This window comes from Actinomycetospora sp., assembly GCF_036497245.1.
GTDB lineage: Bacteria > Actinomycetota > Actinomycetes > Mycobacteriales > Pseudonocardiaceae > Actinomycetospora.
In genome coordinates this window covers 30,265-56,263 of the sequence record NZ_DASXJS010000007.1, presented here as the reverse complement: position 1 = coordinate 56,263, position 25,999 = coordinate 30,265, and the positions used below count along the sequence as shown (strand labels likewise).

The 25,999-nt window shown below is 73.0% G+C and carries 32 protein-coding genes and 1 tRNA gene; 19 read left to right on the top strand and 14 right to left on the bottom strand.

Translation table 11 applies throughout. The features are described from left to right. A partial coding sequence (locus tag VGI02_RS01195) for a nitrilase-related carbon-nitrogen hydrolase (RefSeq protein ID WP_331625393.1) occupies positions 1–500 on the bottom strand: 500 nt, incomplete at its 3' end. Between the two features lie 21 nt (positions 501–521). Between VGI02_RS01195 and VGI02_RS01190 the strand changes: the two genes are divergently transcribed. Next, positions 522–1,298 carry an arylamine N-acetyltransferase family protein gene (locus VGI02_RS01190; RefSeq protein ID WP_331625392.1) on the top strand — a complete coding sequence of 259 codons (777 nt, stop codon included), beginning with the start codon at positions 522–524 and terminating at the stop codon, positions 1,296–1,298. Positions 1,299–1,302: 4 nt separating this feature from the next. On the opposite strand, the gene VGI02_RS01185 is transcribed toward VGI02_RS01190, so the two are convergent. From VGI02_RS01185 to VGI02_RS01175, 3 genes are all read right to left on the bottom strand, one after another. Beyond that, the gene (locus tag VGI02_RS01185) at positions 1,303–2,355 is read right to left on the bottom strand and encodes a PLP-dependent cysteine synthase family protein (RefSeq protein WP_331625397.1); all 1,053 of its coding nucleotides are present in this window, start codon (positions 2,353–2,355) and stop codon (positions 1,303–1,305) included. 147 nt (positions 2,356–2,502) lie between these two features. Then, a complete protein-coding gene (locus VGI02_RS01180; RefSeq protein WP_331625391.1) occupies positions 2,503–2,925 on the bottom strand; it encodes a DUF4395 domain-containing protein in 423 nt (140 codons plus the stop codon). A 110-nt stretch (positions 2,926–3,035) separates the two neighbouring features. Then, the gene (locus tag VGI02_RS01175; protein WP_331625390.1) at positions 3,036–3,479 is read right to left on the bottom strand and encodes a thioredoxin family protein; all 444 of its coding nucleotides are present in this window, start codon (positions 3,477–3,479) and stop codon (positions 3,036–3,038) included. 88 nt (positions 3,480–3,567) lie between these two features. Here VGI02_RS01175 and VGI02_RS01170 point away from each other — a divergent pair. From VGI02_RS01170 to VGI02_RS01160, 3 genes are all read left to right on the top strand, one after another. Next, positions 3,568–3,644, top strand: a tRNA-Thr gene (locus tag VGI02_RS01170). An 84-nt stretch (positions 3,645–3,728) separates the two neighbouring features. After that, positions 3,729–4,016, top strand: coding sequence for a hypothetical protein (locus VGI02_RS01165; RefSeq protein WP_331625389.1), 288 nt, complete (start codon positions 3,729–3,731; stop codon positions 4,014–4,016). A 66-nt stretch (positions 4,017–4,082) separates the two neighbouring features. After that, positions 4,083–4,565, top strand: coding sequence for a nitroreductase family deazaflavin-dependent oxidoreductase (locus VGI02_RS01160; RefSeq protein WP_331625388.1), 483 nt, complete (start codon positions 4,083–4,085; stop codon positions 4,563–4,565). Between the two features lie 57 nt (positions 4,566–4,622). Here VGI02_RS01160 and VGI02_RS01155 read toward each other — a convergent pair whose 3' ends face one another. Continuing rightward, positions 4,623–5,177, bottom strand: coding sequence for a methyltransferase (locus tag VGI02_RS01155; RefSeq protein ID WP_331625387.1), 555 nt, complete (start codon positions 5,175–5,177; stop codon positions 4,623–4,625). Positions 5,178–5,238: 61 nt separating this feature from the next. On the opposite strand from VGI02_RS01155, the gene VGI02_RS01150 reads away from it, so the two are divergent. From VGI02_RS01150 to VGI02_RS01125, 6 genes are all read left to right on the top strand, one after another. Continuing rightward, entirely contained in the window at positions 5,239–5,691 is a 453-nt protein-coding gene (locus tag VGI02_RS01150; protein WP_331625386.1) for a peroxiredoxin family protein, read from the top strand. A 111-nt stretch (positions 5,692–5,802) separates the two neighbouring features. Continuing rightward, on the top strand, positions 5,803–7,473 hold the full coding sequence (locus VGI02_RS01145; RefSeq protein ID WP_331625385.1) for a radical SAM protein: 1,671 nt from the start codon (positions 5,803–5,805) through the stop codon (positions 7,471–7,473). A 23-nt stretch (positions 7,474–7,496) separates the two neighbouring features. Next, entirely contained in the window at positions 7,497–8,225 is a 729-nt protein-coding gene (locus VGI02_RS01140; RefSeq protein ID WP_331625384.1) for a TIGR04283 family arsenosugar biosynthesis glycosyltransferase, read from the top strand. After that, the gene (locus tag VGI02_RS01135; RefSeq protein ID WP_331625383.1) at positions 8,218–9,636 is read left to right on the top strand and encodes a dihydrolipoyl dehydrogenase family protein; all 1,419 of its coding nucleotides are present in this window, start codon (positions 8,218–8,220) and stop codon (positions 9,634–9,636) included. Before VGI02_RS01140 ends, VGI02_RS01135 begins: the two co-directional genes overlap by 8 nt. Further along, positions 9,633–11,030 carry a radical SAM protein gene (locus tag VGI02_RS01130; protein ID WP_331625382.1) on the top strand — a complete coding sequence of 466 codons (1,398 nt, stop codon included), beginning with the start codon at positions 9,633–9,635 and terminating at the stop codon, positions 11,028–11,030. Before VGI02_RS01135 ends, VGI02_RS01130 begins: the two co-directional genes overlap by 4 nt. 152 nt (positions 11,031–11,182) lie before the next feature. After that, complete coding sequence (locus VGI02_RS01125; RefSeq protein ID WP_331625381.1) at positions 11,183–11,554, top strand: AhpC/TSA family protein; 372 nt, start codon at positions 11,183–11,185, stop codon at positions 11,552–11,554. 4 nt (positions 11,555–11,558) lie between these two features. Here VGI02_RS01125 and VGI02_RS01120 read toward each other — a convergent pair whose 3' ends face one another. Then, entirely contained in the window at positions 11,559–12,185 is a 627-nt protein-coding gene (locus tag VGI02_RS01120; RefSeq protein WP_331625380.1) for a hypothetical protein, read from the bottom strand. Positions 12,186–12,283: 98 nt separating this feature from the next. Continuing rightward, positions 12,284–12,604 carry a nuclear transport factor 2 family protein gene (locus VGI02_RS01115; protein WP_331625379.1) on the bottom strand — a complete coding sequence of 107 codons (321 nt, stop codon included), beginning with the start codon at positions 12,602–12,604 and terminating at the stop codon, positions 12,284–12,286. 123 nt (positions 12,605–12,727) lie between these two features. Here VGI02_RS01115 and VGI02_RS01110 point away from each other — a divergent pair, with 123 nt between their 5' ends. Together VGI02_RS01110 and VGI02_RS01105 are read left to right on the top strand one after the other, a co-directional pair. Continuing rightward, on the top strand, positions 12,728–13,054 hold the full coding sequence (locus VGI02_RS01110; protein WP_331625378.1) for a MerR family transcriptional regulator: 327 nt from the start codon (positions 12,728–12,730) through the stop codon (positions 13,052–13,054). Next, positions 13,051–13,428, top strand: a complete 378-nt coding sequence (locus VGI02_RS01105; RefSeq protein WP_331625377.1) for a GyrI-like domain-containing protein — start codon at positions 13,051–13,053, stop codon at positions 13,426–13,428. Before VGI02_RS01110 ends, VGI02_RS01105 begins: the two co-directional genes overlap by 4 nt. 21 nt (positions 13,429–13,449) lie before the next feature. Here the strand turns inward: VGI02_RS01105 and VGI02_RS01100 are convergent, their stop codons facing one another. Beyond that, positions 13,450–13,707, bottom strand: coding sequence for a DUF2795 domain-containing protein (locus tag VGI02_RS01100; RefSeq protein ID WP_331625376.1), 258 nt, complete (start codon positions 13,705–13,707; stop codon positions 13,450–13,452). A 47-nt stretch (positions 13,708–13,754) separates the two neighbouring features. Further along, positions 13,755–14,003 carry a hypothetical protein gene (locus VGI02_RS01095; protein WP_331625375.1) on the bottom strand — a complete coding sequence of 83 codons (249 nt, stop codon included), beginning with the start codon at positions 14,001–14,003 and terminating at the stop codon, positions 13,755–13,757. Between the two features lie 275 nt (positions 14,004–14,278). Between VGI02_RS01095 and VGI02_RS01090 the strand changes: the two genes are divergently transcribed. Further along, positions 14,279–14,923, top strand: coding sequence for a TetR/AcrR family transcriptional regulator (locus VGI02_RS01090; RefSeq protein ID WP_331625374.1), 645 nt, complete (start codon positions 14,279–14,281; stop codon positions 14,921–14,923). A gap of 46 nt (positions 14,924–14,969) precedes the next feature. Here VGI02_RS01090 and VGI02_RS01085 read toward each other — a convergent pair whose 3' ends face one another. After that, entirely contained in the window at positions 14,970–15,971 is a 1,002-nt protein-coding gene (locus VGI02_RS01085) for an NAD(P)H-dependent flavin oxidoreductase (RefSeq protein WP_331625373.1), read from the bottom strand. Between the two features lie 199 nt (positions 15,972–16,170). Here VGI02_RS01085 and VGI02_RS01080 point away from each other — a divergent pair, with 199 nt between their 5' ends. Next, positions 16,171–16,686, top strand: coding sequence for a MarR family winged helix-turn-helix transcriptional regulator (locus VGI02_RS01080; RefSeq protein ID WP_331625372.1), 516 nt, complete (start codon positions 16,171–16,173; stop codon positions 16,684–16,686). A 33-nt stretch (positions 16,687–16,719) separates the two neighbouring features. On the opposite strand, the gene VGI02_RS01075 is transcribed toward VGI02_RS01080, so the two are convergent. Both VGI02_RS01075 and VGI02_RS01070 read right to left on the bottom strand, forming a co-directional pair. Next, positions 16,720–17,697, bottom strand: a complete 978-nt coding sequence (locus VGI02_RS01075; protein ID WP_331625371.1) for an NAD(P)H-dependent flavin oxidoreductase — start codon at positions 17,695–17,697, stop codon at positions 16,720–16,722. A gap of 52 nt (positions 17,698–17,749) precedes the next feature. After that, on the bottom strand, positions 17,750–18,943 hold the full coding sequence (locus tag VGI02_RS01070; protein ID WP_331625370.1) for a CaiB/BaiF CoA transferase family protein: 1,194 nt from the start codon (positions 18,941–18,943) through the stop codon (positions 17,750–17,752). Between the two features lie 122 nt (positions 18,944–19,065). Here VGI02_RS01070 and VGI02_RS01065 point away from each other — a divergent pair, with 122 nt between their 5' ends. Next, positions 19,066–19,854 (top strand): enoyl-CoA hydratase/isomerase family protein, encoded by a 789-nt coding sequence (locus tag VGI02_RS01065; protein WP_331625369.1) that lies wholly within the window; start codon positions 19,066–19,068, stop codon positions 19,852–19,854. Between the two features lie 31 nt (positions 19,855–19,885). On the opposite strand, the gene VGI02_RS01060 is transcribed toward VGI02_RS01065, so the two are convergent. Further along, entirely contained in the window at positions 19,886–20,326 is a 441-nt protein-coding gene (locus VGI02_RS01060; protein ID WP_331625368.1) for a hypothetical protein, read from the bottom strand. Positions 20,327–20,586: 260 nt separating this feature from the next. Here VGI02_RS01060 and VGI02_RS01055 point away from each other — a divergent pair, with 260 nt between their 5' ends. The 4 genes from VGI02_RS01055 to VGI02_RS01040 all read left to right on the top strand — a co-directional run bounded on the left by VGI02_RS01055 (position 20,587) and on the right by VGI02_RS01040 (position 24,865). Further along, positions 20,587–21,459 (top strand): esterase/lipase family protein, encoded by an 873-nt coding sequence (locus tag VGI02_RS01055; RefSeq protein ID WP_331625367.1) that lies wholly within the window; start codon positions 20,587–20,589, stop codon positions 21,457–21,459. Between the two features lie 157 nt (positions 21,460–21,616). Beyond that, entirely contained in the window at positions 21,617–22,927 is a 1,311-nt protein-coding gene (locus tag VGI02_RS01050; RefSeq protein WP_331625366.1) for a cytochrome P450, read from the top strand. Between the two features lie 124 nt (positions 22,928–23,051). Next, a complete protein-coding gene (locus VGI02_RS01045; RefSeq protein ID WP_331625365.1) occupies positions 23,052–24,491 on the top strand; it encodes an NAD(P)/FAD-dependent oxidoreductase in 1,440 nt (479 codons plus the stop codon). A gap of 2 nt (positions 24,492–24,493) precedes the next feature. After that, on the top strand, positions 24,494–24,865 hold the full coding sequence (locus VGI02_RS01040) for a DUF2834 domain-containing protein (RefSeq protein ID WP_331625396.1): 372 nt from the start codon (positions 24,494–24,496) through the stop codon (positions 24,863–24,865). Between the two features lie 2 nt (positions 24,866–24,867). On the opposite strand, the gene VGI02_RS01035 is transcribed toward VGI02_RS01040, so the two are convergent. After that, complete coding sequence (locus tag VGI02_RS01035) at positions 24,868–25,989, bottom strand: acyl-CoA dehydrogenase family protein (RefSeq protein ID WP_331625364.1); 1,122 nt, start codon at positions 25,987–25,989, stop codon at positions 24,868–24,870. Between the last annotated feature and the right edge of the window lie 10 nt (positions 25,990–25,999).

Here is a 25,999-nt window from a genome sequence, read left to right as displayed (position 1 = left end):
GAGGCCGGGAGCAGCACGGTCGAGGCGCCGCGGTCGGCCAGGGCGCGGAAGAGCTCCGGGAACCGGATGTCGTAGCAGACCGCGAGGCCGAGGGTCTCGCCGTCGACCTCCACGACCACGGGCTCCGTCCCCGCCGCGACGGTGTCGGACTCCGCGAACCCGAACGCGTCGTAGAGATGGATCTTGTCGTAGGAGGTGTCCACGCCGCGGCCCGTCGCGAGCAGGGTGTTCGTCACGCGCCCGTCGGCGGTCGGCGTGAACATCCCTGCCACGACCAGCACGCCGTTCCGCTCGGCGATCCCCCGGACCTCGCTCGCCCACGGCCCGTCCAGCGGCTCCGCGACCGGCTTCAGCGAGACCCCGAACCGGCACATCGTCGCCTCGGGGAACACGACGACCGAGGCACCCTGCTGCGCGGCCAGCGCGGTGTGGTCGGCCACCAGCTCGAGGTTCGCGGCCGGATCGTCGGACGCCAGGATCTGGGCGAGGGCAACGCGCATGACGCCGTGTATACCGGTCCGATGGACGTCACCGGCGACGACCCGGAGCGCAAAGTTGTCGACTACCTGGCCCGGATCGGCGCGGGCGCCGACGACGACCTCGCCACGATCACCGAGCGCCACTATCGCGCCGTCCCGTTCGAGAACCTGTCGATCCACCTCGGCGAGCCGATCGACACCCGCCCCGGGGCGCTGTTCGACAAGATCGTGCGACGACGCCGGGGTGGGTTCTGCTACGAGCTCAACGGCCTGTTCGGGTGGCTGCTGGCCGAGCTCGGGTACGACGTCGGGTTCCTCGGCGCGCGGGTGCACGGACCGCAGAGCGACTCGGCGCCGCTCGCGCACCAGGCGCTGCGGGTGACCGGCGACGACGGTGTCGCGCGGCTCGTCGACGTCGGGTTCGGCGGCTTCGCCGTCCCCGCGCTGGAGCTGGCGCGCGAGTCGGTCCAGGTCGTCCCGCAGCCGGGCGGCGACATCGAGGTCCGCGACGCCCACGGCGGGCCGGGGTACCGCCTGGACACCCGGGAGTACACGCGGAGCGACTTCGAGCCCACGGCCTACTGGACGGCCACCCATCCCGACTCCGTGTTCACCGGCGGCCCGACCTGCACGCTCCCGCTCTCGCCCGCGGGCCGCGTCACGCTCGCCGGCCGCCAGCTGATCCGTACCGCGGCGGACGGCACCCGGACCGAGGACGACCTGTCCGACGGGGAGGCCCTGGCGGCCTACCGCGACCTGTTCGGCATCGCGCTCGTCCGGCTCCCGGTGCCGCTGCACCCGCGCCCGTCGGGGGAGTAGGCGGTCAGGTCCCGCCGAGGGAGCGCCACGCGTCGGCGACCTCGGCGGCGAACGGCGTCGGGTCCATGCCCTGCGCGGCGAGCCAGCCGTCGTCGCCGAAGGTGTCGGAGTAGCGGTCGGCGCGGTCGCACATCAGCGTGACGATGCTGCCGGCCCGGCCCGCCTCGGTCATCTCGCAGGCCAGGCGCAGGGCGCCGAACACGTTCGTGCCGGTCGAGGGGCCGGCGTCGATCCCGAAGGTCGAGGCGAGGAACCGCATCGTGGCGACCGAGGCCGCGTCGGGAACCCCGATCATGCGGTCGACGACGCGCGGGACGAACGACGGCTCGACGCGGGGCCGGCCGATCCCCTCGATCCGCGATCCGGCCCCGTGCGCGTCCCCGCCCGCGTAGGCGGACAGGAACGCGGAGCCGTCGGGGTCGACGACGGCGAGCCGGGTGTCGTACCCGCGGTAGCGCAGGTACCGGCCGATCGTCGCGCTGGTGCCGCCGGTCCCGGCGCCCACGACGATCCACGCGGGTACCGGGTGTGGCTCCTCGGCGAGCTGCGTGAAGATCGACTCGGCGATGTTGTTGTTGCCGCGCCAGTCGGTGGCGCGCTCGGCGTGGGTGAACTGGTCGAGGTAGTGCCCGCCGCGGTCGTCGGCGATCCTGCGGGCGGCCTCGTACACCTCGCCCGCGGTGCCGACGAACTCGCAGCGCCCGCCTTCGCGCTCGATCAGCGCGATCTTGCGAGGGCTCGTCGAGCGCGCCATCACCGCCACGAACGGCAGGCCGAGCAACCGGGCGAAGTAGGCCTCGCTGACCGCGGTCGACCCGGAGGACGCCTCGACGACCGTCGTGTCCGGGCCGATGTCGCCACTACAGAGCGCGTAGAGGAACAGCGAGCGCGCGAGGCGGTGCTTGAGGCTGCCGGTCGGGTGCGTCGACTCGTCCTTGAGGTAGAGCTCGATCCCGCGGTCGTGCGCGCGCGGCAGGCGCAGCAGGTGGGTGTCGGCGCTGCGGCGGGCGTCCGCGGTCAGCTGGCCGACCGCCCACGTCACCCACGAGCGGTCCAGGTACGCCCCGACGACATCGCGGACGGCGTCGGTCCCGGTCGCGTCGGCTCCGGTCACACGGGCGACCCTAGCGACGGGCCGACGGCTTCCGGGTTGTCAGCGATGCGGCATCGCTGACGCTGGACGTCAGCAGCGCCGCATCCTCGTTCAGGCCGGGCGACCCGCGGTCCGGAAGCGCCCCAGGAACCCGTACGTCTCGCAGCCCAGGCAGAACCCGAACGCGGCGTTGAGGAACGCGGCCAGCAGCGCGAACGCCGTCGCGACGATCCCGAGGGTGGTCAGGCCGCTCAGGTAGCCCGCCGCGGCGACGACGGTGAAGACCAGGCCCACGGTCTGCGAGAACCGGACGGGTGCGGCGTCCTCGGTCTCGGCGGGCGGGCCGAGCCGGGGCGCGACCGCGGTCCGGAAGAGCGCGCCGTACGGCGAGAAGCGCATCCCGAACAGGGCGGGCAGGGCGAACACGATCGCCTGGGCCAGTGCGAGCCATCCGCTGCCGGTGATCAGGACGAGCGCGAGGACGAGGGTTGTGACGGTCGCGGCGAAGCGGACGCCACGGGGGTCGAGCTGCATGGTGCGGGTTCCTCCGGGATGGGCGCGACGAGGTGGTCAGCGGCCCGGACAGAGGTCGGCGGACAGGCGGCCGTGGTCGACGGCCCGTCGGCGGGTCAGCACACCGACGATCATCGGCGTGCGGCCAGCTCGGTGTCCAGCGCGTCGAGCAGCTCCCGACGACGGGGCACCCCCGACACCCGCAGCAGCTCACGGCCGTCGCGGGCGAACGCGATCGTCGTCGGCGTGCGCATGACGTGCAGCGCTCGGGCGGCGTCGGGGTCGTCGGCGACGTCGATCTCGACGTGCCGCAGCCCGGTCTCGCGCTCGGCGAGCTCGGTCAGCGCCGCGGCGGTCTGCCGGCACGGAGCGCAGACCGGCGACGAGAGCTGCAGGAGCAGGACGCGGTCGTCGGGGTCGGGAGCGAGGTCGGCGAGCGCCCATCCGGACGCTTCGTCCGGGATCGCGGCGGCCTCGGCGGCCCTTACCCGGCCGGACCGTGCCCGCATCACGAGCCCGATCACGGTGGCGATCGCGAGGACAGCGACGACGACGACGGCTCCGACGACGGACACATCAGAAGCCAACCGGGACCGTGCCGATGATGTTCCCGGACCCCGGTCGTCCGTCCTGGGGGGCTGCTCGCCTACACTCGTCCTTGCTGCCGCCTTAGCTCAGTCGGCCAGAGCAACGCACTCGTAATGCGTAGGTCTGGGGTTCGAATCCCCAAGGCGGCTCCACCTGACCAGGCCTTTCTCCTCAACGGGAGAGGTTCTTGGTCTGCTGGCTGCAGTTGACGTGCCGGACCAGCCGAGGGAGCAGGCGTGCGGGTTGTCAGCCGGTACCGGCTCAAGGAAGACCAGAAGGACCTGGATGCGCGCCTGGTCGCGGCCGTCCACGACGAGCTGGACCGCGTTCGCCCGGACTGGCTCCGGTGGGACGTCTTCCGCCTCGAGGACGGCGTGACGATCGTGTCCGTGGTCGACGTCGACGACCCGAGCCAGCTCCGCCGGCTGGTCGAGTTCACCGCCTACACCGAGACCCTCGACGTGCGATGCGAGGAGCCGCCGGTCACCGACGTCGTCGAGCAGCTCGGGAGATACCGGCCCTGAGGGCCCAGGTCGCCGACGCGTGAGCGCGGCGGGCGTGCACCTTGCCCCCCTGGCTAGCGTCGAGCTGTGGCGACCAGCGTCGGGGCCAGGGCAGCGCGGACGGTGGCGCGCGCCCCGATCCGGCTCTACGACGCCGGGTACGGCTGGCTCCTCGGCGAGCGTGTCCTGATGCTGCAGCACACGGGCCGCCGCAGCGGCCGGGCACGGTTCGTCGTGCTCGAGGTCGTGCGCCGGCTGCCGGGGAACCGCTACGTCATCGCCGCCGGGATGGGTGAGGACGCCGACTGGTACCGCAACGTGGGGAAGGACCCGCGCGTGCGGGTGTGGGTCGGCCGGCACCGCGGTGTGGCGGGGACCGCCCGACTGACCGGCCAGGCCGAGGCCCGCGCGCACTTCGAGGCGTACCGGACCGAGCGCCCGGCCACCTGGCGTCTCCTCAGGCCGGTCATCTCGCGGCTGATCGGTCGACCCGGGCTGACCGACGAGGAGCTGTTCGTCGCCGTGCCGCTCGTCGAGCTGGACCTGGACCTGGACACGGCCGGTCGATGAGACGAGGTGGGTGACTCCGGACGAGGGGCGGCAGGCCGACGCCCCGGCACCGGGCGGTTAGCCGCGGGCGTCCCCGGCCCGGGGCGAGACCGCCCACTCCTCCGCCGGCTCCTCGAACCGCTCGACCCTCGACTCCACGAGGTTCAACCCCACGGCGCTGACCACGGCCAGCAGCAGGTAGATCGCGTCCGCCTGACGCATGGCCAGGGCGACGAAGGTCGCGGTGTACGCGACGTACATCGGGTCGTCGAGCCATTCGTAGATGCCCTCGCGGGTGAACGGGCGACCGTGCCCGAAGAAGTTCCCGTTGAACAACGACTGCGCGCCGAGCTGCCGAATTCCCTGCCCGAACACCATCGTCGCGATCAGGCCGAGGACGAGCCCGGGCCACCGGACCCAGGAGGGCAGGGGCCAGCGGATCTCGGGACCGTGGAGCACGAGCAGGACGATCGCGAGCACGGCGCCGCCCCAGACGACCACCAGCAGCGCGATGTGCGCGGGCCATGCCCACCGCCCGAGACGGTCGTAGGCGCGGTGACGCTTCTGCGCCCACACCGCCACGCAATTGACCGCAATGGCCGACGCGAGTGCGGCGATCGCGAGCCAGAGCACGAGGGCGGGGTCCTGTCGGGCGGTGACGAGATCCGGGCGCCCACATCTTAGACTTCGGATCATGGGCGACGTCGCCGAGGTCGGAGCGCCCGCTCCCGATTTCGCACTGGAAGGTACGTCCGGCACATTCCGGCTCTCGGATCACCGCGGGCGGAGAGTGGTGCTGCTCTTCTACACCCTCGACCGCGGAGCCGTCTGTGCGCGGCAGTTCCGCTCCTACGCGGTGAGCGGCACCGCGATGGACGACCTGGACGCGACCGTGGTCGGCATCTCCGGACAGAGCCTGGAGTCCCACCACCGCTTCCAGCGGCGCGACGGCGTCACGGTGCCGCTGCTGTCCGACCCCGACCTCGCCGTCGCGACCGCCTACGGCGCGGCGATCCCCGTCGTCGGCACCCGGCGCTCGGTGATGGTGATCGACGCGGAGGGCGTGCTGCGCCATCGCCACGTCCACCCGATCGGCCTGAGCTACGCCACCGTGGGCGACCTGCGCCGCGCGCTCGACGCCCTGTGAGACGCGGCGGTCGACGGGCCGACGACACCTCGCCTACCGTGGCCGCGTGATCGTCGGTCGGCACTCGCGCAGGGCGGACCTGCCGGCGGGTCCCGCCGTCAGGGGGCCGCGATGACGCGGTTGGCAGTGTGCGGCGGGACGTACTCGAACCCCTACGCGCTGCGTGCCTTCGCCGCGGACGCCGCCGCGCACGGTGCCGACCGGCTGTTCTGCCTCGGTGACTTCGGCGCCTACGGCGCCGAGCCCGAGGCCATCTGGCCGCTGCTGTCCGAGTACGCCGTCGAGTGCGTGGCGGGGAACTACGAGGTGGCGATCGGGTCGCGGCAGACCGACTGCGGATGCGGGTACACCGACGACGCCGACAACGCGTTCGCGCAGATCGCCTACGACTACACCTTCGCGCACACCTCCGAGGCGTTCGCGGCCTGGATGCGGACCCTGCCCGTCGAGCGCCGGGAGACCGTGGAGGGCGTCGACCTGCATCTCGTGCACGGGTCGCCCCAGGCGGTGAACGACTTCTGGTGGGAGTCGCTCGACGACGACGAGCACCGCGCGCGCGTCGACGTGTCCGGCGCCGACGTCGTGTGCTGCACGCACTCCGGCCTGCCGTGGATCCGCCGGGTCACGCGCTCCGACGGCGGCGAGACGCTCGTGGTCAACGTCGGCGTCCTCGGCCGTCCGGCGAACGACGGCACCCGCCGCGTCCGGTACGCGCTGGTCGACCTCGTCGACGGGGGCGCCCAGGCCCAGGTCGTCGCGCTGGACTACGACTGGCAGGCGCAGGCCGCGTCCATCCGGGCCGCCGGGCTGCCCGAGTCCTTCGCCGAGGCGGTGGAGACGGGCTGGTGGACCTCCTGCCTGGAGATCCTTCCCCCCGCCGAGCGGTCGCGGGGCCGGTTCCAGCTCTACCGCTCGGTGCTCGACCGGTTGGCCGGTGCACCCGAGCCGGTGACCACGGCCGAACGACCCGTGGTGCCGCTGTTCGGATCCGCGCTGTTCCCGGCCCGGCTGTGGGTCTACACGAACTTCGACTGCAACCTGGCCTGCTCGTACTGCTCCGTCGGCTCGTCGCCGCGGGCCTCGCCCCGGCGCCTCGGCCTCGAGAGGTTCCGCGCCCTGGTCGACGACGCCGTCGCCGAGGGGTTCACCGAGCTCTACGTCACCGGCGGGGAGCCGTTCCTCGAGGCCGACCTCGTCGAGATGCTGCTCTACGCCACCGAGCACCTCACCACGGTGTGCCTGACCAACGGCATGCTCTACCGCGGTACGCGTCTCCGGCAGCTGCACCGGCTCGCCGGGCGCCCCGGGCTGACCCTGCAGACCTCGCTCGACGGCAGCGAGGCCGCGCACGACGCCCACCGTGGTCGCGGATCGTGGGCGCGAGCGCTGGCGGGAGTGGACGTGGCGCGGGACCTCGACCTGCCGGTCCGGGTGGGGATGACGGAGACGACGGAGAGCGCAGGCCAGGGTGAGCCGCTCCGTGACCTGCTCGCCGGCCATGGGGTGGATGCCGGACAGGTCGCGGTACGTCCGCTCGTCGCCCGGGGGAACTCGACCTCGGGCATGCTCGTCGACGACGCGGCCACGGTGCCGGAGCTGACGGCCACGGCGGACGGCTGGTACTGGCACCCGGCCGGCGCCGACCGGGCGACCTCGCCCGATCTCGTGCTCGGCGGGCCGGAGGTGTCGATGGGCGAGGCGCGACGTCGGGTGGTGGAGCGCTTCCTGCGTCTGCGCCAGCGGGACGGGTCGCTGCCGACGATCTACCAGTGCGCGGTGTGAGGCCGGACCCGGAGGAGGACACCGTGGCGCTGCCCCGCCCGGCCGCCGGGTCGGCGACGCCCTCGGTGTCGATCGTGGTGCCGGTGCGCGACGAGGAGGCCGTGATCGGCGGCCTGCTCACCCGCCTGCACCGCAGTTACCCCGACTGCGAGGTCGTCGTCGTCGACGGAGGCAGTACCGACGGCACCGTGGAGCGCGCCCGCAGGCTGGCCCGGGTCGTCCCGAGCCGGGCGGGCCGCGGCCCGCAACTGAACACGGGCGCAGCGGCGAGCACGGGAGAGGTGCTCTGGTTCGTCCACGCCGACACCGTGCTTGACCCCGGCGCGCTGAGCGCACTGCGTGCCGCCCTGCGCGACCCCGCCGTCGTCGGGGGTGGGTGTCGGCTGCGGTTCGACCGGACCTCCGCCGCGCTGCGATGGCTCGAGTGGACCTCCGACCTGCGCGCCCGGCACCTGCACTGGATCTTCGGGGATCAGGCCATGTTCGTGCGCCGGTCGGTGTTCGACGAGGTCGGCGGCTTTCCCGACATGCCGATCATGGAGGACCTGGAGATGTCGCGGCGGCTGCACCGCCGCGGCCGGCTCGTCGTGCTCCCGACGGCGTCGACGGCCTCGGCCCGACGGTTCGTCGAGCAGGGCACGGTCCGGATGATCGTGCTCATGCAGTGCTACAAGCTGCAGTACTTCCTCGGGGTCGACCCGGAACGCATCCGCGCCCGGTACGACGCCCGGCGCCGGGTGCCCCGTGGCTGACGTCGACCTGCTCGTCGTCGGGGCGGGCGCGGGGGGACTCGCCGCCGCCCGCGAGGGCGTGCGCGTGGGCCGGCGCACGGTCCTCGTGACCGAGGGCCCACCCGGCGGCGACTGCACGTTCACCGGCTGCGTGCCCTCGAAGACCCTCCTCGCGGCGGCGGCCCGCGGCGAACCCGCCGCGATCGCGTTGGCGCAGGTGCGGGCCACCGTGGCGCGGGTGGCCGCGACCGAGACCGCGACGGTGCTGCGCGGCGAGGGGGTCGAGGTCCGCGAGGGACGCGCCCGGTTCGTCGCCGCGCGTGCCGTCGAGGTCGCCGGCCTGCGGCTCACCGCGCGGAGCACCGTGCTGGCCTGCGGGTCCTCGCCCCGGCCGGCGGCGCTGTCCGGGCTCGACACCGTCGCCGAGGACTCGGTGCTCACGACCGACACCGTGTTCTCCCTGGACGACGCGCCGCCCTCGATGGTCGTCGTCGGAGGCGGGCCGGTCGGCTGCGAGCTCGCCCAGGCCTTCGCCCGACTCGGCACGGCGGTGACGCTCGTCGAGGCCGCCCAGGGCCTCCTCCCGGGCGAGGACCCCGACGTGGGCGCCGTGCTCGCCACCGTGCTGTCCCGCGACGGCGTCGACGTCCGGGTCGGGGCCGGCGCGACCGCTGTCGCGCCCGGGCCCCGCGGGGTGCGGGTGAGCACCGCGGACGGCGGGCGACTCGACGCCGCCCGACTGCTGATGGCCATCGGGCGGCGTCCCGCCGTCGACGATCTCGGTCTCGACGCCGCGGGGGTGGCCCGGACCGCGTCGGGTGCGGTCGCGGTGGACGCGCACCTGCGGACCACCGCCGAGGGTGTGTGGGCGGCGGGTGACGTCACCGGGCTGTGCCCGCACACGCACGCGGCCGACGAGATGGGTCGTCTCGCCGCCGCCAACGCGACCCGCCGCCGTTCCCGCCGCTTCGAGCCGGGCCTCGTGCCCCGGGTGGTGTTCACCGACCCGGAGGTGGCGACCATCGGGCTGGGCGAGGCGGCCGCCGCGGGCCGCGGGCCCGCGTGGGTGGCCGAGGTGGCGATGAGCGAGGTCGACAGGGCCGTGACCGCGGGGCGCGAGGACGGGTTCGTGCGCCTGGTCGCCGCCGCGCCGCGCGGCACCCGGCGCCTGACCCGCGGCGGCCTGGGTCCCGTCGGCGGCGGACGCCCGCTCGGCGCGACCATCGTGGCCGACCGGGCAGGCGAGATGATCGCCGAGATCGCGCTGGTGATGCGGATCGGTGCCCTGACCGGACGGCTGGCCCAGACCGTGCACGCCTACCCGACCTGGACCCTCGCGGTGCGCCAGGCCGCTGCCCGCCTCGCCCTTTCCGGGGGCGGGGCCCGTCGGGCACGGGCGGTTCCGCCGTTCCCCGAGGAGGAGACCCGATGAGTCCGTGGACCCGCGTGCGCCGGTGGTTCGCCCGGACCCGCCCGGTGGATCCCGAGTTCCGGGCCGCGCTCGAGCGCCGGTGGGCCGAGCTGCCCGAGTCGGCGCGTACCCCTGCTCAGGCCCTCGGACGTCACGCCGTGGGGTGCGAGGGCACGCACGGGGTCTTCCCGCGCTGCAACCTCTCCTGCTCGCCCTGCTACCACTCCCGGGACGCCAACCGGGTCCGCGTCGACGGCGGGCACACCGTGCGCGAGGTCGACGCCCAGATGCGCCTGCTCCGCGAGCGGCGTGGCCCCGTCGCGCACGCCCAGCTCATCGGCGGCGAGGTCACGTTGCTCGACCCGGACGACCACGCCGCCGCCCTCGCGGTCATGCGCGAGCACGGGCGTGAACCGATGAGCATGACCCACGGCGACGTCGACGACGACTACCTGCGCCGCCTCGCGGTGGGTCCGGACGGGCGACGGCGGCTGCACCGGCTGTCCTTCGCCGGGCACTTCGACTCGCTCATGACCGGCCGCCGCGGGATCGCGCGGCCACCGGACGAACGATCGCTGCACGCCTACCGCCGGGAGTTCGTCGCCCGCTTCGAGCGGCTGCGCCGGGAGCACGGCGTGCGGTACTTCGTCGCGCACACCATGACCGTGTCCCCGGCCAACCTCGCCGAGGTGGCCGAGGTCGTGCGCGAGACCTCGCGGATGGGCTTCGGCATGCTGTCGTTCCAGCCCGCCGCGAACCTGGGGGACCAGCGCCGCTGGCACGAGGACTACCGGGCGCTCTCCGGCGACGAGGTCTGGGCGGAGATGGAGCGCGGCGCCGGCACCCGGCTCGACCCCACGGTGATCCAGAACGGGGACCTGCGGTGCAACCGCGTGGCCTACGGCTTCTGGGTGGGGCCGCGCTGGCACGCCGTCGCCGATGGCGGCGATCACCGCGACCTCGCCGCCCGTGACGCCTTCTACCGCTGGTTCGGCGGGGTCAACTTCATCGGCTGCTCGTTGCCGGTCCTGGTCGTCCGGCTCGCCCGGGTCATCGCGCGCCATCCGCGGGTGGTGCCGGTGGCGGTGGGCTGGGCGGCCCGGCGGGTGCGTGCGGCGGGCCTCGGCGCCGTGCTGCGTCACGGGGTGCGCCCGATGACCTTCGTGATGCACCGGTTCATGGACGCCGACGAGGTCGGCCCGGCCTGGGCGGCGACCGAGCGGGGCGAGATCGCGGACGATCCCGGGGTCCGTGGTGTCCAGGAGCGGCTCGCGGCCTGTCACTACGCCATGGCGCACCCCGAGGACGGCACCCTCGTGCCCGCCTGCGTGCAGCACGCGCTGCTGGACCCGGTGGAGAACGCCTCGCTGCGCCGGCAGTTGCCGCTCGTCGAGACGCGGGCCCGGCGGCCCTGATGCCACGGCGCAGCACCGGGCCGGTCGACCTCGCGGGCGTGCGGCTGCCCGACGTCCGCAGCGGGGTCATCACGGACCTGGGGACACTCACTGGCGTCGTCGTCGCCATCCGCCACCACGGTTGACTGCCCTGCCAACGGCACCTCGGGCAGGTGCAGCGCACCGCGGGCGACGTCCGGCTGATCGCCGTCGGGTTCGACCCGGCGCCCGTGCTCGCCGACGTCGCCGACGCCGTCGGGTGGCGGGGCGCGTTCCTGGCCGACGTCGACGGCCGCCTCTATCGGCGTCTCGGACTCCGCCGAGCCCCCTGGTGGCGGGTCTGGTCCCCGCGCACCCTGCTCTTCTACTCCCGGGCCGCGCGGGGCGCCGAAGCATCACCCGGCGAACCCGCGCCGCCGAGCGATGTCCGTCAGATGGGCGGCGACGCCGTCGTGGTCGACGGGGTCGCCGTCGTGTGCTGGCGGCCCCGGACGCCGGTCGACCGGGTCGATCCGGTCGCGCTGTGTGCCGCCGCGGCGCGGTGAGCGCTCAGATGGAGATCATGTAGAGCATGGCGAGGGCCAGCACCGCGAGGGCGAGCCCGGTCAGGGCCCCACCGGCCGCGTCCCCGCCGGACGGCGCGCCGGCCGTGTCCTCGTCGCGGGTCGGTCCGCCGGCCGCGCCCACCAGGCTGCGCTCCGGCGCGGGGAGCCGCGAGCGCAGCGCCCGCAGCGCCGCCGTCGCGCGGATCACGACCTGGACGGCGAGGTAGGCGGCGAACAGGACGCACACCGGGATCGGGCGGTCGGGCGACGGGACCTGGATGTAGCCGAGGATCACGAGGTCGACCAGCGCGATCGCCCAGGGCCACGTCGCCCCGCCGGACCGTCGGCGAGCCACCATCCGCCCGATCACGGCGATCACCCCGACCACCGCGACGGCGAGGACGATCAGCGACGGCGGGGACAGGCCGGGTCCGGTCATGGGGTTCGCGGCGAACATCAGTGCCAACGCCGCCGCGACCAGCGCGTAGAGCCCGTGCCACGGACGGGCGGAGCCGGAGGTCCGTGCGGCCCGGGACGCGAGGACGCCGGCCGTCAGGACGAGGACGACCGTCCCCAGGATCCGCACCCACACCGGCAGCAGCAGGGCCGCCATCGCCGTCGCATCCCGCACCGTGGAGGCCTCCCGTCGTCGCTGTCCGCGCCGGAATGTCGGGTCCCGGGCTCCAGGCACGGCACCTTACTGCGCCGTACGGACCCGGCGCGGAGGCGTCATTCGGCCACCGGGCGGATGGCCAGCTCCCGGATCCGGTCGGCGTCCAGGACGAAGGCGAACCCGAGGGTGACCGGGCTGCCGGGGAAGTCGCCGCGGATCTCGGCGACGGCCCGCCTGCCGCGTTCCGTGGGTTCGACGCGGCGCAGGTGGTAGCTCACCGCCGGGACGGTCGTGCGCCACGTGCGGATGGCGTCGATGCCCTCGTAGAGATGGCCCTCGTCCTCGACGACGGCGTCGTCGGCGAACTGGGCGAAGTAGGCGTCGAGGTCGGGGTCGGCGGCCAGGGCGAAGTAGCGATCGATCAACGGCTCGGACATGGTGGGCTCCTCTGCGGTCATGGCACCGACCCTCGGGTCTCCCCGTGGGGGAGGGTCCAGGCGGCGTGAGCGTCGCCACCGGACCGGGACTCTCCCGCCGCGGGAGGGTGCAGGCTCCTCGTCGTGACCGCGCTGCTGGGCATCGGCGACTTCGCCACCGTGACGCACCTGAGCGTCAAGACCCTGCGCCACTACCACGACGCGGGCCTGCTCGCGCCAGAGCAGGTGGACGCGCACTCGGGCTACCGCTACTACTCGACCGAGCAGATCCCGACGGCCCAGGTCATCCGGCGGTTCCGGGATCTCGACATGCCGGTCCGCGAGATCGCCCGCCTGCTCGACATCGACGTCGACGGTCGTGCCGAGCTGATCACCGATCACCTCGCCCGGCTCGAACGTCGACTCGCCGCGACCACCGAGGCGGTCGGCGCGCTGCAGCGGCCGCGATGACGGAGATCGACGCCGCACTGGCCGCGGCCGGCGCACACCCGACCGGCCCGCCCGGCGGCCGGTACGACAACGCGTTGTTCACCCACGGCGAGGGTCACGCCACGGTCTTCGTGCCCACCGACCGGGACCTCGACGTCGGCCGGGTCCGTACCGCCGTGCTCCCGGCCCGGGAGCTGGCCCTCACCGTGCACCGGGGCCCGCACGACGACATCGACGTCACCTACGGCGCCCTCGGTGCCCACCTCGCCGAGCACGCCCTGCTCGTCGACGGCCCCGTGCACGAGAACTATCTCGTCGGGCCGCGGGACACCGCCGACCCCGACGCCTGGCGCAAAGAGATCGGCTGGCCGGTCTTCACCACGGCATCCGGTTGACCGGCCGCGGGATGGAGCGCGTCAGTCGTCGACGGGCGTGTGCCGCGTCGTGGGATCACACGGCAGAGAGATCCACGAGGTCCGGGCGAGCGCGTCGACGACGGCCGCCGAATCCGGATAGGTCTCGACCGACAGATCGCGCAGGGCTCGACGAGTGGCATGGTCGGCCCCGTGGTAATCGGCGGCGACGACCAGCTGCCAGCGATGCGTGGGGAACTGCACCGACTCCAGGATCGACTCCAGGCGCGCACGCACGGCCTCGAGCTTCGCCTCGACCACCGGCGCCGGTGGGGGGACGCGCAGGATCGGCAGCGGCAGTCCGCCCATCACGGCACCCGACGAGCGACCTGGGTGCGGGTGTGGCCCGCGTCCTCGCTCCTGGTCCGCTGCCGGGTGGCGGGGAAGCGGTCTGTGCCGGCCGCCTCCGCCTCGGTGGCGGCGGCGTACAGGAACGTCACGTGGACGGGACCGTCCTGCGCCCCGCCCAGGAGTTGACGCATCGCGTCCTCGGCGCTGGTCGCATCGACCTGGCGCTCGCGGGCGTCGTCACCGTGCACCATCAGCGAATATTCCATCGAATCTCCCGGAAGTGTCATCGCGGCACCGGGCCCTACATCGGATCTCGGTCCGTGAAGACGGTGTGCCGCACACATTAACATTTGGTGTGACCATTGCCCAGGAATGCCGGAGAGAATTCGACGACCGAATCGTGTCAGAGGTGGGAGGCGCCGAAAGGGGTAGGGACTTCTCTCCATGGTGCGACGCTTTCACCGCGACCGGATGGAACTGCTCGTGGGGCACGCCGTCTCCCGGATCGGTTCCCACGGGGCAGCGTCCGTAGCATCGGGTCGTGAGCGAGTCGCCGATCGATGGACGATGGACGCGCGCCGGTCGGCGCGCGGCAGCGCGCACCCGACTCCTCGAGGTCGTGGAGCGACGCCTCCGGGACGGAGAGACGTTCGCGGACATCAAGGTCGGAGAGATCGTGGCCGAGGCAGGCCTGTCACGGACCACGTTCTACGTCTATTTCGAGGACAAGGCCGATCTGCTGCGCACCTGGTACGGCGATGTCAGCAGCACGATCTTGAATGCGGCCCAGGTGTGGTGGGACCTCGACGCGCGCGCCGAGCAGAGCGATCTGCGGGCCGCCCTGGCCGGAATCGTCGCCGCATACCGCCCGCATCCGGAGCTGATGGCGGCCACGCACGAGGCGATCGGGTACGACCACGGCGTCCGGCAGGCGGTCGACGACGCGATGGCGAGCTACATCGCCGGATTGGCCGCCCATATCGAGCGAGGGCAGGTCGCCGGATTCGTCGACCCGTCACTTCCCCCGTACGAGACCGCGTACTGGCTCCAATGGATGGCCGAGCGGGGCCTGCACCGCATGGTGCGCACGGAGTCGTCGCGGGCCGATTCGCTGCTGGAGGCCTACGCATTGATCGTCTGGAACGCCCTCTACGCACCAGCGCGCCGGGCGGCGCCCACGGAATGACACCACTCGCGCTCGAGCATCGCCGTCGAGGCCGTGCGCTCGGACGTCAGACGCGAGCCTCCGCCCTGCGCGGTCCCGAGGCGACCTCGGAGTGTCCGCCCGCGGCCAGGTACTCCTCGACGACCTGATCGGCCACATCGGCCAGCGAGGCCGCGCTGTCGATCTCGCCGACTCCCTGGCCCGCCCCGAAGATGTCCTTCCACGGCTTGTGCTCGCCGTGCACGTCCGAGAAGTCGATCTGCCCGGCCGCGGCCAGGTCGCCGGCGTCGTACCCGGCGTCGGAGAGGCTCTCGCTGAGCCAGCTGCACAGCACCCCGGTGACGGCCGCGGTCGCGGTGACGTTGCCGAGGTCCGACCGGACCAGCATGTCGCGGTAGCGCTCGTTCACCAACGACTCCGGACACGCGATGAACCGCGTGCCCATGTAGGAGTAGTCGGCTCCGAGGACCTCCACCGCGCGGACGGCACGACCGGTCGACACGGCGCCTCCGACGACGACGGTGCCGTCGAAGAACCGCCGGACCTCGTCGACGAACGCGAACGGGGACAGGCGCCCCGTGTGGCCGCCTGCGCCGTGGCAGACCAGCACGAGCCCGTCGGCACCGGCGTCGGCCGCCTTCCGCGCGTGCTCGACCGACATGACGTCGGCGTACACCGCCCCGCCGTAACCGTGCACCTCGTCGAGGACGCGACTCGGGGGACCGAGGGCCGTGACGACGACGTCCGGGCGGTACTGCTGGACCAGCTCGAGCTCGGCGGCGAAACGCTCGTAGCTGCGGTGCACGATCATGCTGATCGCCCACGACGGGTCCGGCAGGTCCGCGACCCCGGCCCGAATCCGGTCGAACCAGTCCACGAGGTCGTCGAAGGTCCGGGCGTTCTGCGTCGGGAAGGACCCGACCAGTCCCGCCCGGCACGACTCGATCACGAGCTCGGGACCGGAGACCAGGAACATCGGGGCGACGATGACGGGTGCCCGGAGAGCATTCCGGGCCGGACCCGCCACCTGCCGCGCACCACCGACACCGTCGTTCGAGGAGGCCGTCATGGCGTGAGCGTACAGCTGACCGGACAGCTGTCCTAGCATCTGTGACGACACCGCGGGGAGCGCCGCGCGATGAGTCGTGTGAGCGGCTCGACCATGGTTCCCGCCGTCGCCCGACAGCCGCGAACCCGCGAAGCGGGCAAGGTCACGGCTAGACTCGTCGAGAAGAAGCACGATGAATCGATGGTCGGGGGATCGAGCGATGAGCACGGCGCCAGACGAGCTCCACGACGTCGACCCGGTCGAGTGGACGCGCGGACGCTGGTCCGACGAAGGGCAGCCCGCGCCGGAGCTCTTCGCCACGATGGCCGCGCTCATGCGCACCCACCAGCAGATGGTCTCCGTCATCGACGAGGTGCTCAAGGAGCACGACATCACCCGGACGGGATGGCTGCTGCTCAGCACGTTGCAGATCTCGCGCGCCCATGCCCGGCCCCTCGGCCAGCTCGGACGCCAGATGCTGGTCCATCCGACCACGGTCACGCTCGTCCTCGACCAGCTCGAGAAGAAGGGCCTCGTCCAGCGCACCCGCCACCCCACGGACCGGCGGACCATCCTCGCGGAGCTCACCGAGGCCGGCGCCCGCGCGGCCGAACAGGCCAACGCATCGCTGGCCGAGCGCGGGTACGGGCTGGGCCCCCTCCCCGTCGACGCCGCCCATCGGCTGCAGGACTCGCTCAAGAGCGTTCGCGAATCCCCCGACGACGACGCGCGCTGATCCCGGAGCACCGGGTCACCGGGCGGAATCCGGCTAGCGCACGAGGCCGGGCAGCGTGCGACCGATGAGCTCCTCGGCCTCGGCCATGATCGCCCGGACGACGTCGGCGGTGTCCTCCACCGAGTCGATGAGGGCCTGGGACTGCCCGGCCCACCACATGCCGCCCTCCATGTCGCCGCCGGCCAGGACCTGGGTGCGGCCCCGCTCACCGGAGGCGAGCTCGGCGACGTCGGCGAAGGTGGCCCCTTCCTGACGCCCGATCTCGGCGATCCGCTCGGAGACCGAGTTGCGGGCGACGCGGGCCGTGTTGCGGAACTCGCGGAAGACGACGGTCGTCGAGCGCTCGTCGTTGGACACGATCTGCGCCTTGACGTTGTCGTGGACCGGGGCCTCGGTGGTCGCCACGAAGCGGGTGCCCATGTTGACCGCGGACGCCCCGAGGGCCAGCGCGGCGACGAGTCCGGCGCCGGTCGCCAGGCCACCACTGGCGATCACCGGGATGGTCAGTTGCCGGGCCGCGGCGGGGAAGAGGATCAGGCCGGGAACGTCGTCGTCGCCGGGGTGCCCGGCGCACTCGAACCCGTCGATGCTGACCGCGTCGACCCCGAGCTTCTCGGCCTTGAGGGCATGCCGGACCGCGACGGCCTTGTGGATCACCTTGACGCCTGCCTCCTTGAAGGCGGGCAGGTGTGGCGCCGGGTTCGAGCCTGCGGTCTCGACGATCTTCACGCCGTTCTCGATGATGGCGTCCCGGTACTCGTCGTAGGGCACCGGATCGATCGTGGGCAGGATGGTCAGGTTGACCCCGAACGGCCGATCGGTCATGTCCCGACACCGCTGGATCTCTTTCGCGAGCGCCTCGGGACCGGGCTGGGTGAGCGCGGTGAGGAATCCGAGCGCGCCCGCCTCGGCGACGGGGGCGATGAGGTCCGCCGTACCGACCGCGGTCATGCCACCGCACACCACGGGGTGCTCGATGCCGAACTCCTCGGTGAACCTCGTCCTCACCATGCGTCCCATCCCTCTCGCCTGCTGTTCCGGGTGCTGACCACCGGTGCGGTGCCTAGTGGGTCTCGCCGCCGACGGGTGTCGCGGTCCGGTAGAGGGTGCCGTCGGCCTCGAGCGCCCGCACCCGCTCCTCGGACATGCCGACCCAGCTCTCGAGGACCTCGGCGTTGTGCTCGCCGAGGTGCGGTGCGCCTGCCGCGGGCCCCGACTCGGCGGCGGAGAAGCGGTACGGGGTGCGGATCACCGGCCGGGTGCCGCCGTCGCGGTCGTCCACCTGGGCGACGACCCCGCGGGCCTGCACCGACGGCGAGTCGGTGACCGTGCGCGGGGTCCGCACCTCGGCCCACGCCACCCGCGCCTCCTCCAGCGCCGCGATCACCTCGGAGCGCGAGCCGAACGAGCTCAGCCAGACCTCCATGACCTCCGCGCGGGCGGCGATCCGCTGCGCGGTGGGGGCGTCCGGGTCCGGGTCGGCGACGTGGCCGGCGGCGCGCAGGCGGCTCCACAGGAACTTCGGGTCGGCCGAGATCAGCATCGGTCCGCCCGCCACCTCGACGATCTGCCCGCGGGCGGGCCAGAACTCGTCGCCCTCGAGGGCGTAGGAGACGTTGTCGTCGCTGGCCAGCATCGCCTCGAGCATGCTGATGTCCAGGTGCTGGCCCTGCCCGGTCCGGCCCCGCAGGATCACCGCCGCGAGGACCGCGACCGTGCCGTGCAGGGCGGTCGTCGAGTCGGCCAGAGCCATCGTCAGGTCGACCGGAGCGGTGCCGTCGGCCTCGGCCTGCCGCCCGAGCATGCCGCTCTCGGCGTGCACGACCGGGGCGTAGGCCTGGCGTCCCGACTCCGGGCCCCACTGTCCGAAGCCGGACACCGACAGCATGATCAGTCCGGGGTTCCGGGCGGAGAGGTCGGTGTAGCCGACGTGCAGGCGGTCGAGGACCCCGGGCCGGAAGTTCTCCACGACGACGTCGGCCGCGCCCGCCAGCCCACGCAGCACCTCGGCGCCCTGCTCGGAGGCCAGGTCGATCCCGACGCTGCGCTTGCCCGCGTTGTACTGGACGTAGAGCCCGGCGTGCCCGTGGCGACGACGCCCGAACTTCTGCGTGATGTCGGTGTCGGGCACCTCGATCTTGACCACCTCCGCCCCGAGATCGGCGAGCAGGCGACCGACGTAGGGGCCGGAGATCGCGCGCGACAGGTCGAGGACGCGAAGGCCCTCGAGCGGGCGCGGCAGCGCGGTCGGGGACATCGCCCTCCGATCGGTGAGGACGGCCAGGCGCCGTCCAGAGAAACTCTAGTGTCCATCAGTAGAGTACTCGATGATTGGGCCTGCAGAAATCGGCAGGGCCGCCGAGGCAGGGAGGTTCCACGATGACCTACGAGGCGTTCACGTTCGAGGTCGCCGACGGCATCGGGCACATCACGCTCGACCAGCCGGACCGCGGCAACCCCTTCGACGGGCCGTTCTGCGCCGAGCTGAGCCTGATCGCCGCGGAGTGCGACGAGAACCCCGAGGTCCGTGCCGTGCTCATCGACGCGGCGGGGAAGTACTTCAGCGTCGGCGCCGACCTGCGGGTGCTCGGCCGGGACCGGGCCGACCTGCCGCGGTTCACCAAGTCGGCCACCACGGGCCTGCACTCGGCGATCTCCCGCTTCTCCCGGATGGACGCCCCCGTGGTCGCCGCGGTGCACGGGCTCGCCGTCGGCGGCGGGGTCTCCCTCGCCGCGGCGGCGGACTTCTGCCTGGCCGGGGGATCGGCCCGCTTCTACGCGGCCTACGCGGGCATCGGGCTCTCCCCGGACGGCGGCGGCACCCACGCGCTCACCCGCCTGGTCGGACCCCGCCGGGCCACCGAGTTCTACCTGCGCAACCAGACGTGGACCGCCGACGAGGCCGCGGCCCGCGGCCTGGTGAGCGAGGTCGTCGACGATGCGGAGCTGGGCAAGCGGGCCCGGGAGCTCGCCCTCGAGCTGGCCGGCGGTCCCACCCGGGCTTTCGGCGAGATGAAGAACCTGCTCCTCGCCGCGGTCGACCAACCCCTCGAGGCGCTGCTCGAGGCCGAGGCGCGGGCGATGGGCCGGGTGACGCGGACCGAGGACAGCTGGAACGCCATCACCGCGGTCTCCGCGAAGCAGCGCCCGACCTTCGAAGGACACTGAGAGCCGGCCCGTCCGCCGGCGACCGCGGGCCTCACGGCAGCAGGGCCCGGAACCGCTGCATCCGCTTCTGGCCGGGGTTGAGGCTGGTGTGGGACGGCATCCGCATCACCGAGATGCGCCGGGTCGCGACCCCGCCCGGCCCGCCCGCCCGCGTCACCACCTCGGTGATCTCGCCTGCGGTGTCGCCGTCGAACGTCGGGGCCTGCGGATGCGGGTGGCAGAAGTAGATCCGGTAGACGCGGCCCCCGAGAGCGAGGTCGCACACCGGCAGGTCGATGCGCTCGGGCCAGGAGTACCGGGCCCGACCGAGGTCGCCGGAGCAGATCACCCCGCTGCGCGCGGCGAGCACGAACCCGCCGTCCCGGACCAGGAACAGGCACGGCTCGAACGAACTGGCGTCCAGGACGATCCGCCGGACCTTCGGGTCCCACCACACCGGCGCCTCGAAGTCGTAGGCGTCCTCGACCTCCACGTGCCGCTCCTCGGGTCAGCTCCGTTCCGGCGCCCGGGTCACGGGCCGCCGCTGCACGCCGTCGCGTGAATTGGACAACACGACGGCCCGCCGCCGGACCGGAGGTCCCCTCCCCGCCGGTGTGGCCTGCGGCGTCGGGTCTCGCGGCAGCACCGCTCGCCTCCCGAAGGAGGGAGTGTGAAGCGCGAGGCGATCTCTCATCGGGGGTCAACGGCGCGCGGACGCTCCGTGATCGCGCCCGCTCTCGATACCGTCTGCCCGTGGCATCGCCGTCGGTCGCCCCGCTCGCGCTGCTCGCCCGCGCCGTGCGGCACCCGACGACGGTGATGGCCCGCGCCTGGGGCGTCGCCGTGGAGGCCACGTGGGGCCTGACCCACGTGTGGACCTATCCGTGGGGGGTCGGGAACGAGCACGTGCGCACCGCCGGCTCGTACGAGGCCCACCGCACCGAGGCGCTCACGCTGCGGCAGCGGGGGCTCGTCGTCTCGGACATGGCGGCGTCGTCGGTGCCGGTGCTGCTGGTGCACGGCATCGGCGACAACCGGTCGATCTTCACGGTGCTCGCGCGGATGCTGCGCCGGCGCGGCTTCGGGGTCGTCCACGCGGTCAACTTCAGCGTGCTGACCCCGGTCACCGGCGACATCCGCGAGGCCGCCGTGCAGCTCGGCGAGCACGTCGAGCGGCTGCGCATCCGCACCGGCTCCGACACGGTCCACGTGATCGGCCACTCGCTGGGCGGCGTGATCGCCCGGTACTACGTGCAGTGCCTCGGCGGTGACGAGGCCGTGGCCGCGCTCGTCACGATGGGCAGCGCGCACCACGGCAGCGCGCTCGCGTCGGTGCTGCCGCCGACCACCCTCGTGCGCCAGCTCCGCCCCGGGTCCGGGCTGATGGCCGAGCTCGCGCGGCCCGCCCCGGACTGCCGCACCCGGTTCCTGGCCGTGTGGAGCCACCAGGACCCGACGATGATCCCCCGGACGAGCGCCCGGATCGACCACGCCGACCTCGACGTCTCCGACCTCGAGCTCACCGACGTCGGGCACCTGTCGATGGTCGTCGACCCGCGCACGCTGCATCGGGTCGCCGCCTGGGTCGCCGGCGTCGGCACGGGTCGGGACCGCCCCGCCGCGTGAGGGTCCGACGGCCCGCTCCGCGGGCGGCCGACCGCGGGAGCAGGCCGTCCGAAGGGGGCCAACGAACGCCCCCCGTGGGGAGACGGCACGCCCGAGTTCCGGACCTAGGGTTCGAAGTCGGCCACCACCTCGAACACCGATCTCTCACGGAGCACACATGACCGCGGCACCCGCGCAGGACCAGGGCACGCGCATCCCCGACGACATCGCGCGGGCCGCGGTGCTGCCGGAGTCCTACGGCGACGAGCACAACATCACGTACCCGGCGTTCCGGTGGCTCCGGAACAACATGCCGATGGGGCAGGCGCACATCGACGGGTACGACCCGCTCTGGCTGGTCACCAAGTACGACGACATCATGACCGTCGAGCGCGACCCGGTGTTGTTCAACGCGACGGCGAACAACCCGATCCTGCAGACCCGGCCCGGGGACGACTTCATCAAGTCGGTCAACGGCGGCACCACCCGTCTCATGGACGCCTTCCCGTTCATGGACCCGCCCGAGCACACCAAGATGCGCAAGACCACCGGCAACTGGTTCATGTCGAAGAACATCAAGCGCTACGAGGACCAGATGCGGGCCATCGCCCGCGAGGACGTCGAGAAGATGCTCAGCCACGACAACGGCGAGTTCGACTGGGTGACCGACTTCGCGCTGTACTTCCCGCTCCGCGTGGTGATGGGCCTGTTCGGGATGCCCCTCGAGGACATGCCGTTCATGCTCAAGATCACCCAGGAGTTCTTCGGGCCCAGCGACCCCGAGGTCGTGTCGCCGATGGACGAGATGACGCCCGACCAGGCCTCGCGGGCCTTCCAGGCCGCGATCAGCAGCGCCTACGAGTGGTTCCACGGGTTCATCGAGGACCGCCGGGAGAACCCCCAGGACGACCTGCTCTCGATGATCGCCAACGCCACGACCGAGGACGGCGAGCTGCTGCCCGAGAGCTTCGTGTCCGGGCAGTACATGCAGCTGGCCACCGCGAGCCACGACACGACGTCGACCACCGTGACGGGAGCGGCCATCGCGGCGGCGCGGCACCCCGAGCAGTGGGACGCGGTGCGGGCCGACCACTCCCTCATCCCGGGCCTCATCGAGGAGTCGGTGCGTTGGGTCTCGCCGGTCAAGCACTTCTGCCGCAGCGCCTCCGAGGACACCGAGATTCGCGGCGTGAAGATCGCCAAGGGCGACCGGCTGATGCTGAACTACCCCTCGGGCAACCGCGACGAGGAGTACTTCGACAACGCCGAGGACTTCGACCTCAAGCGCAGCCCGAACAAGCACCTGGGCTTCGGCTACGGGGCCCACATGTGCATCGGCCAGCCGATCGCGCGCCAGGAGATGCGGGTCTTCTGGGAGGAGCTCCTCCCGCACGTCAAGAAGATCGAGCTGACCGGGGACCCGAAGCCGCTCAAGGCGAACTTCGTGGCCAGCTACAAGAGCCTGCCCGTCAAGATCACCAAGGCCTGAGCCCGATCCGGCCGACCTGCGGCGCCTCCGTCCTCGAGGCGCCGCAGGCCTCGGCCGTGCGCGGGGACCGCCCGCGACGTCGGCCCACGTCGACGCCGACATCGCCAGCAGAGGGCGGTTCACCGTGAGCTCCGACGGGATCGAGCACGCCGACGTCGTGATCGTCGGGTCGCGCTGCGCCGGGAGTGCGGCGGCGGTGCCGTTGGCGCGGGCGGGTCGCAAGGTGGTGCTGCTGGACAAGTCGCGCTTCCCCTCCGACCAGCTGTCCACGCACGTCCTGGTGCCCAACGGGGTCGCCGAACTGCAGCACATGGGTGCGCTGCCGCACGCGCTGGCACTCGGCCCCACCCGGTCGCGGTACCTGGGCCTGTTCATCGGCGACGACGTCGCGGTCCGGGAACGGTTCACCGCCGTCGACGGCATCGACTACGGCCTCTGCATCCCGCGCACCCAGCAGGACACCTGCCTGGTCGCCGCCGCCCGTGAGGCCGGTGCCGACGTGCGGGAGAAGTGCCTGGTCGAGGACGTGGTGTGGGAGGACGGGCGCGCGGTCGGCGTGCGCTACCGGGAGAACCGCACCGGGGTGAAGGAGATCCGGGCCCGGCTCGTGGTGGGTGCGGATGGGCGCCGGTCCCGGATCGCGAGCGAGGTCGGCTCCTGGCAGCCGTACCGGGGTTCGCTCAACGGCCGGGGGTTCGCCTTCCGGTACATGGACGACCCGCAGGCCGACACCGTCGACGCCGAGACCTACGGGGTCTACCGCCTCGGTCGGGCCACCTGCCTCACGCTGCCCTCGAGCCCCCGGGGTCGGCTCGAGGTGGTGTTCATGGCTCCGGCCGAGGACATCCCCCACTTCCAGGCCGACACCGAGCGCACGTGGGCGGCCCGGGTGGCCGAGAACCCGATGCTCGCCGAGCGTCTGGCCGGGGCCACCAACCCGGACTCCCTGCGGGCGACCGCGAAACTGAGCTCCTACTACCGGGCCTCCACCGGGCCCGGGTGGGTGCTGGCCGGGGACGCCGGGCACTTCAAGGACCCGGTCGTCGGCCAGGGTCAGCGCGACGCGCTGCGGCACGGACGTCTCCTCGGTGAGGACGTCCGCGGTGTCCTGGACGACCCGTCCGCCCTCGACGCCGCGCTGCGGCGGTGGGAGCGCCGCCGGGACCGTGACACGCGCAGCACCTACCACTGGGGCAACCGCGAGACTCGCAGCGCGGCGCCGTCGCTGCTGGTGCGCGAGGCGTTCCGCACCTTCGCCGGCAGCGACACCCCGGACGCCTCGGACACCTTCAACCGCATCCGCAAGGTGGAGCGGATCATCGGCCCCACCCGACTCGGCACCGCCCTGGTCAAGGCCCTGGCCACTCCGGGCGCCGACCGGCGGGAGGTCCTGCGGGAGGTGGCCGCCGAGGTGCCCATCGAGATCGGGATCCGCGCCGAGACGCTGCGCGACCGCTTCCGCTACGCGGGCTGGGCCCCGAGCGAGCGACCGGGCTGGGATGTCGGCCCGGCGCCGGTGAGCCGAGCCACCACCCTCACCCTCGACGAGAAGAGCCTGCCTTGACGATGAACATCCGCCACGCCTTCTTCCTGCTCGCCGGCGTCGTGGCGCTGATCCTGACCTGGCCAAACGCCTTCGCCTGGATGGCGGCCGGTGGGAACATCCTCAACCCGGTCCAGTTCTTCGGCGACGCGATGGCGCCCGGCGGGACCGCGGCGTTCCTGAGCATCGACATGGCCATCGCCTGGCTCGTGTTCATGGTCTGGGTGCTCTTCGACGCCAAGCGCATCGGGCTCGGCTACAAGATCGGCGTGCTGTTCATCCTGCTGTCCTACATCGGGGTGTCGATGGCCTTCCCGCTGTGGCTGGTCGTGCGGGAGCGCTACCTGGCCCGTCAGGAGCGTCCCGCCACCGCCGAGGTCGCCCACGCCGTGTGAGATCAGAGCCCGAGGCGGGTCGCGACCTCGGCGTGATGGGTCGACGCCGTGCCGAAGAGGTGCTCGCTGCTCCACGCGCGGCGGTGGAACAGGTGCGCGTCGTGCTCCCACGTGAAGCCGGTGCCGCCGTGCACGTGGATGGTCTGCGTGGTGACCTCGCGGAACGCCCGCCCGCAGTAACCCGCCGCGACCCGCGCGGCGACCGGGAACTCCCCGTCACCGACCGCCTGGGCGGCGGCCGCGTAGTGCGACGCGGCCTCGGCGCGCTCGGCGCGGGCCAGCATGTCCACGCAGAGATGGGCCACGGCCTGGAACGACCCGATCGGCGCGTCGAACTGGGTGCGCGTGCGGGCGTACTCGACGCTGAGGTCCAGGCAGGCCCGGGCCCCGCCCGCCTGCTCGGCGGCCAGTGCAACCAGCAACCGGTCGAACGTCGGCTCCAGGATTCGCATCCCGTCCCCGGCGGCGCCGACGATCCGGGCCGGCACCCCGTCGAAGTGCAGCCGGCTGAGGGGCCGCGAGAGGTCGAGGGTCTCCAGCTCCGTGCGGGTGAGCCCCTCCGGGTCGCCGGTCACCGCAAACAGGCCCGGGCCCTCGGGGGTTGCCGCGGCGACCAGGACGAGATCGGCCGCGTCCCCGGCGAGCACGAGGGTCTTGGTGCCGGTGAGCACCCAGCTCTCGCCGTCGCGCTCGGCGGTCGTGCCGCCGGCCGGGGCCGACCAGCGGCCGTCGCTCCCGGCCTCGGCGGCGGCGACCGTCGCCACGGTCGAACCGTCGGCCACGCCGGGCAGATGGGTCGCACAGGCGTCGTCGTCACCGGAGAGCAGCAGCGCGTGGGTGGCGGCGACCCCGGCGAGCAGCGGGCCGCCGTAGAGCCCACGGCCGGCCTCGGTGAACATCACCCACGCCTCGTTCGCGGTCTGACCCAGCCCGCCGTGCTCCTCGGGCACGATCATGGCGGGCAGCCCGAGCTCGGCCACCCCGGCCCACGTCTTGCGGTCGAAGCCCTCGCCGCCGCGCGGCCGGTGGAGCCGCTCGAGGGGGGCCTGCTCGGCGAAGAACTCGCGCAGGGTCTCGCCCAGCGCCCGCTGCTCGTCGGTGACGACGAGGTCGATGTCGGCCACGACGGCTCCT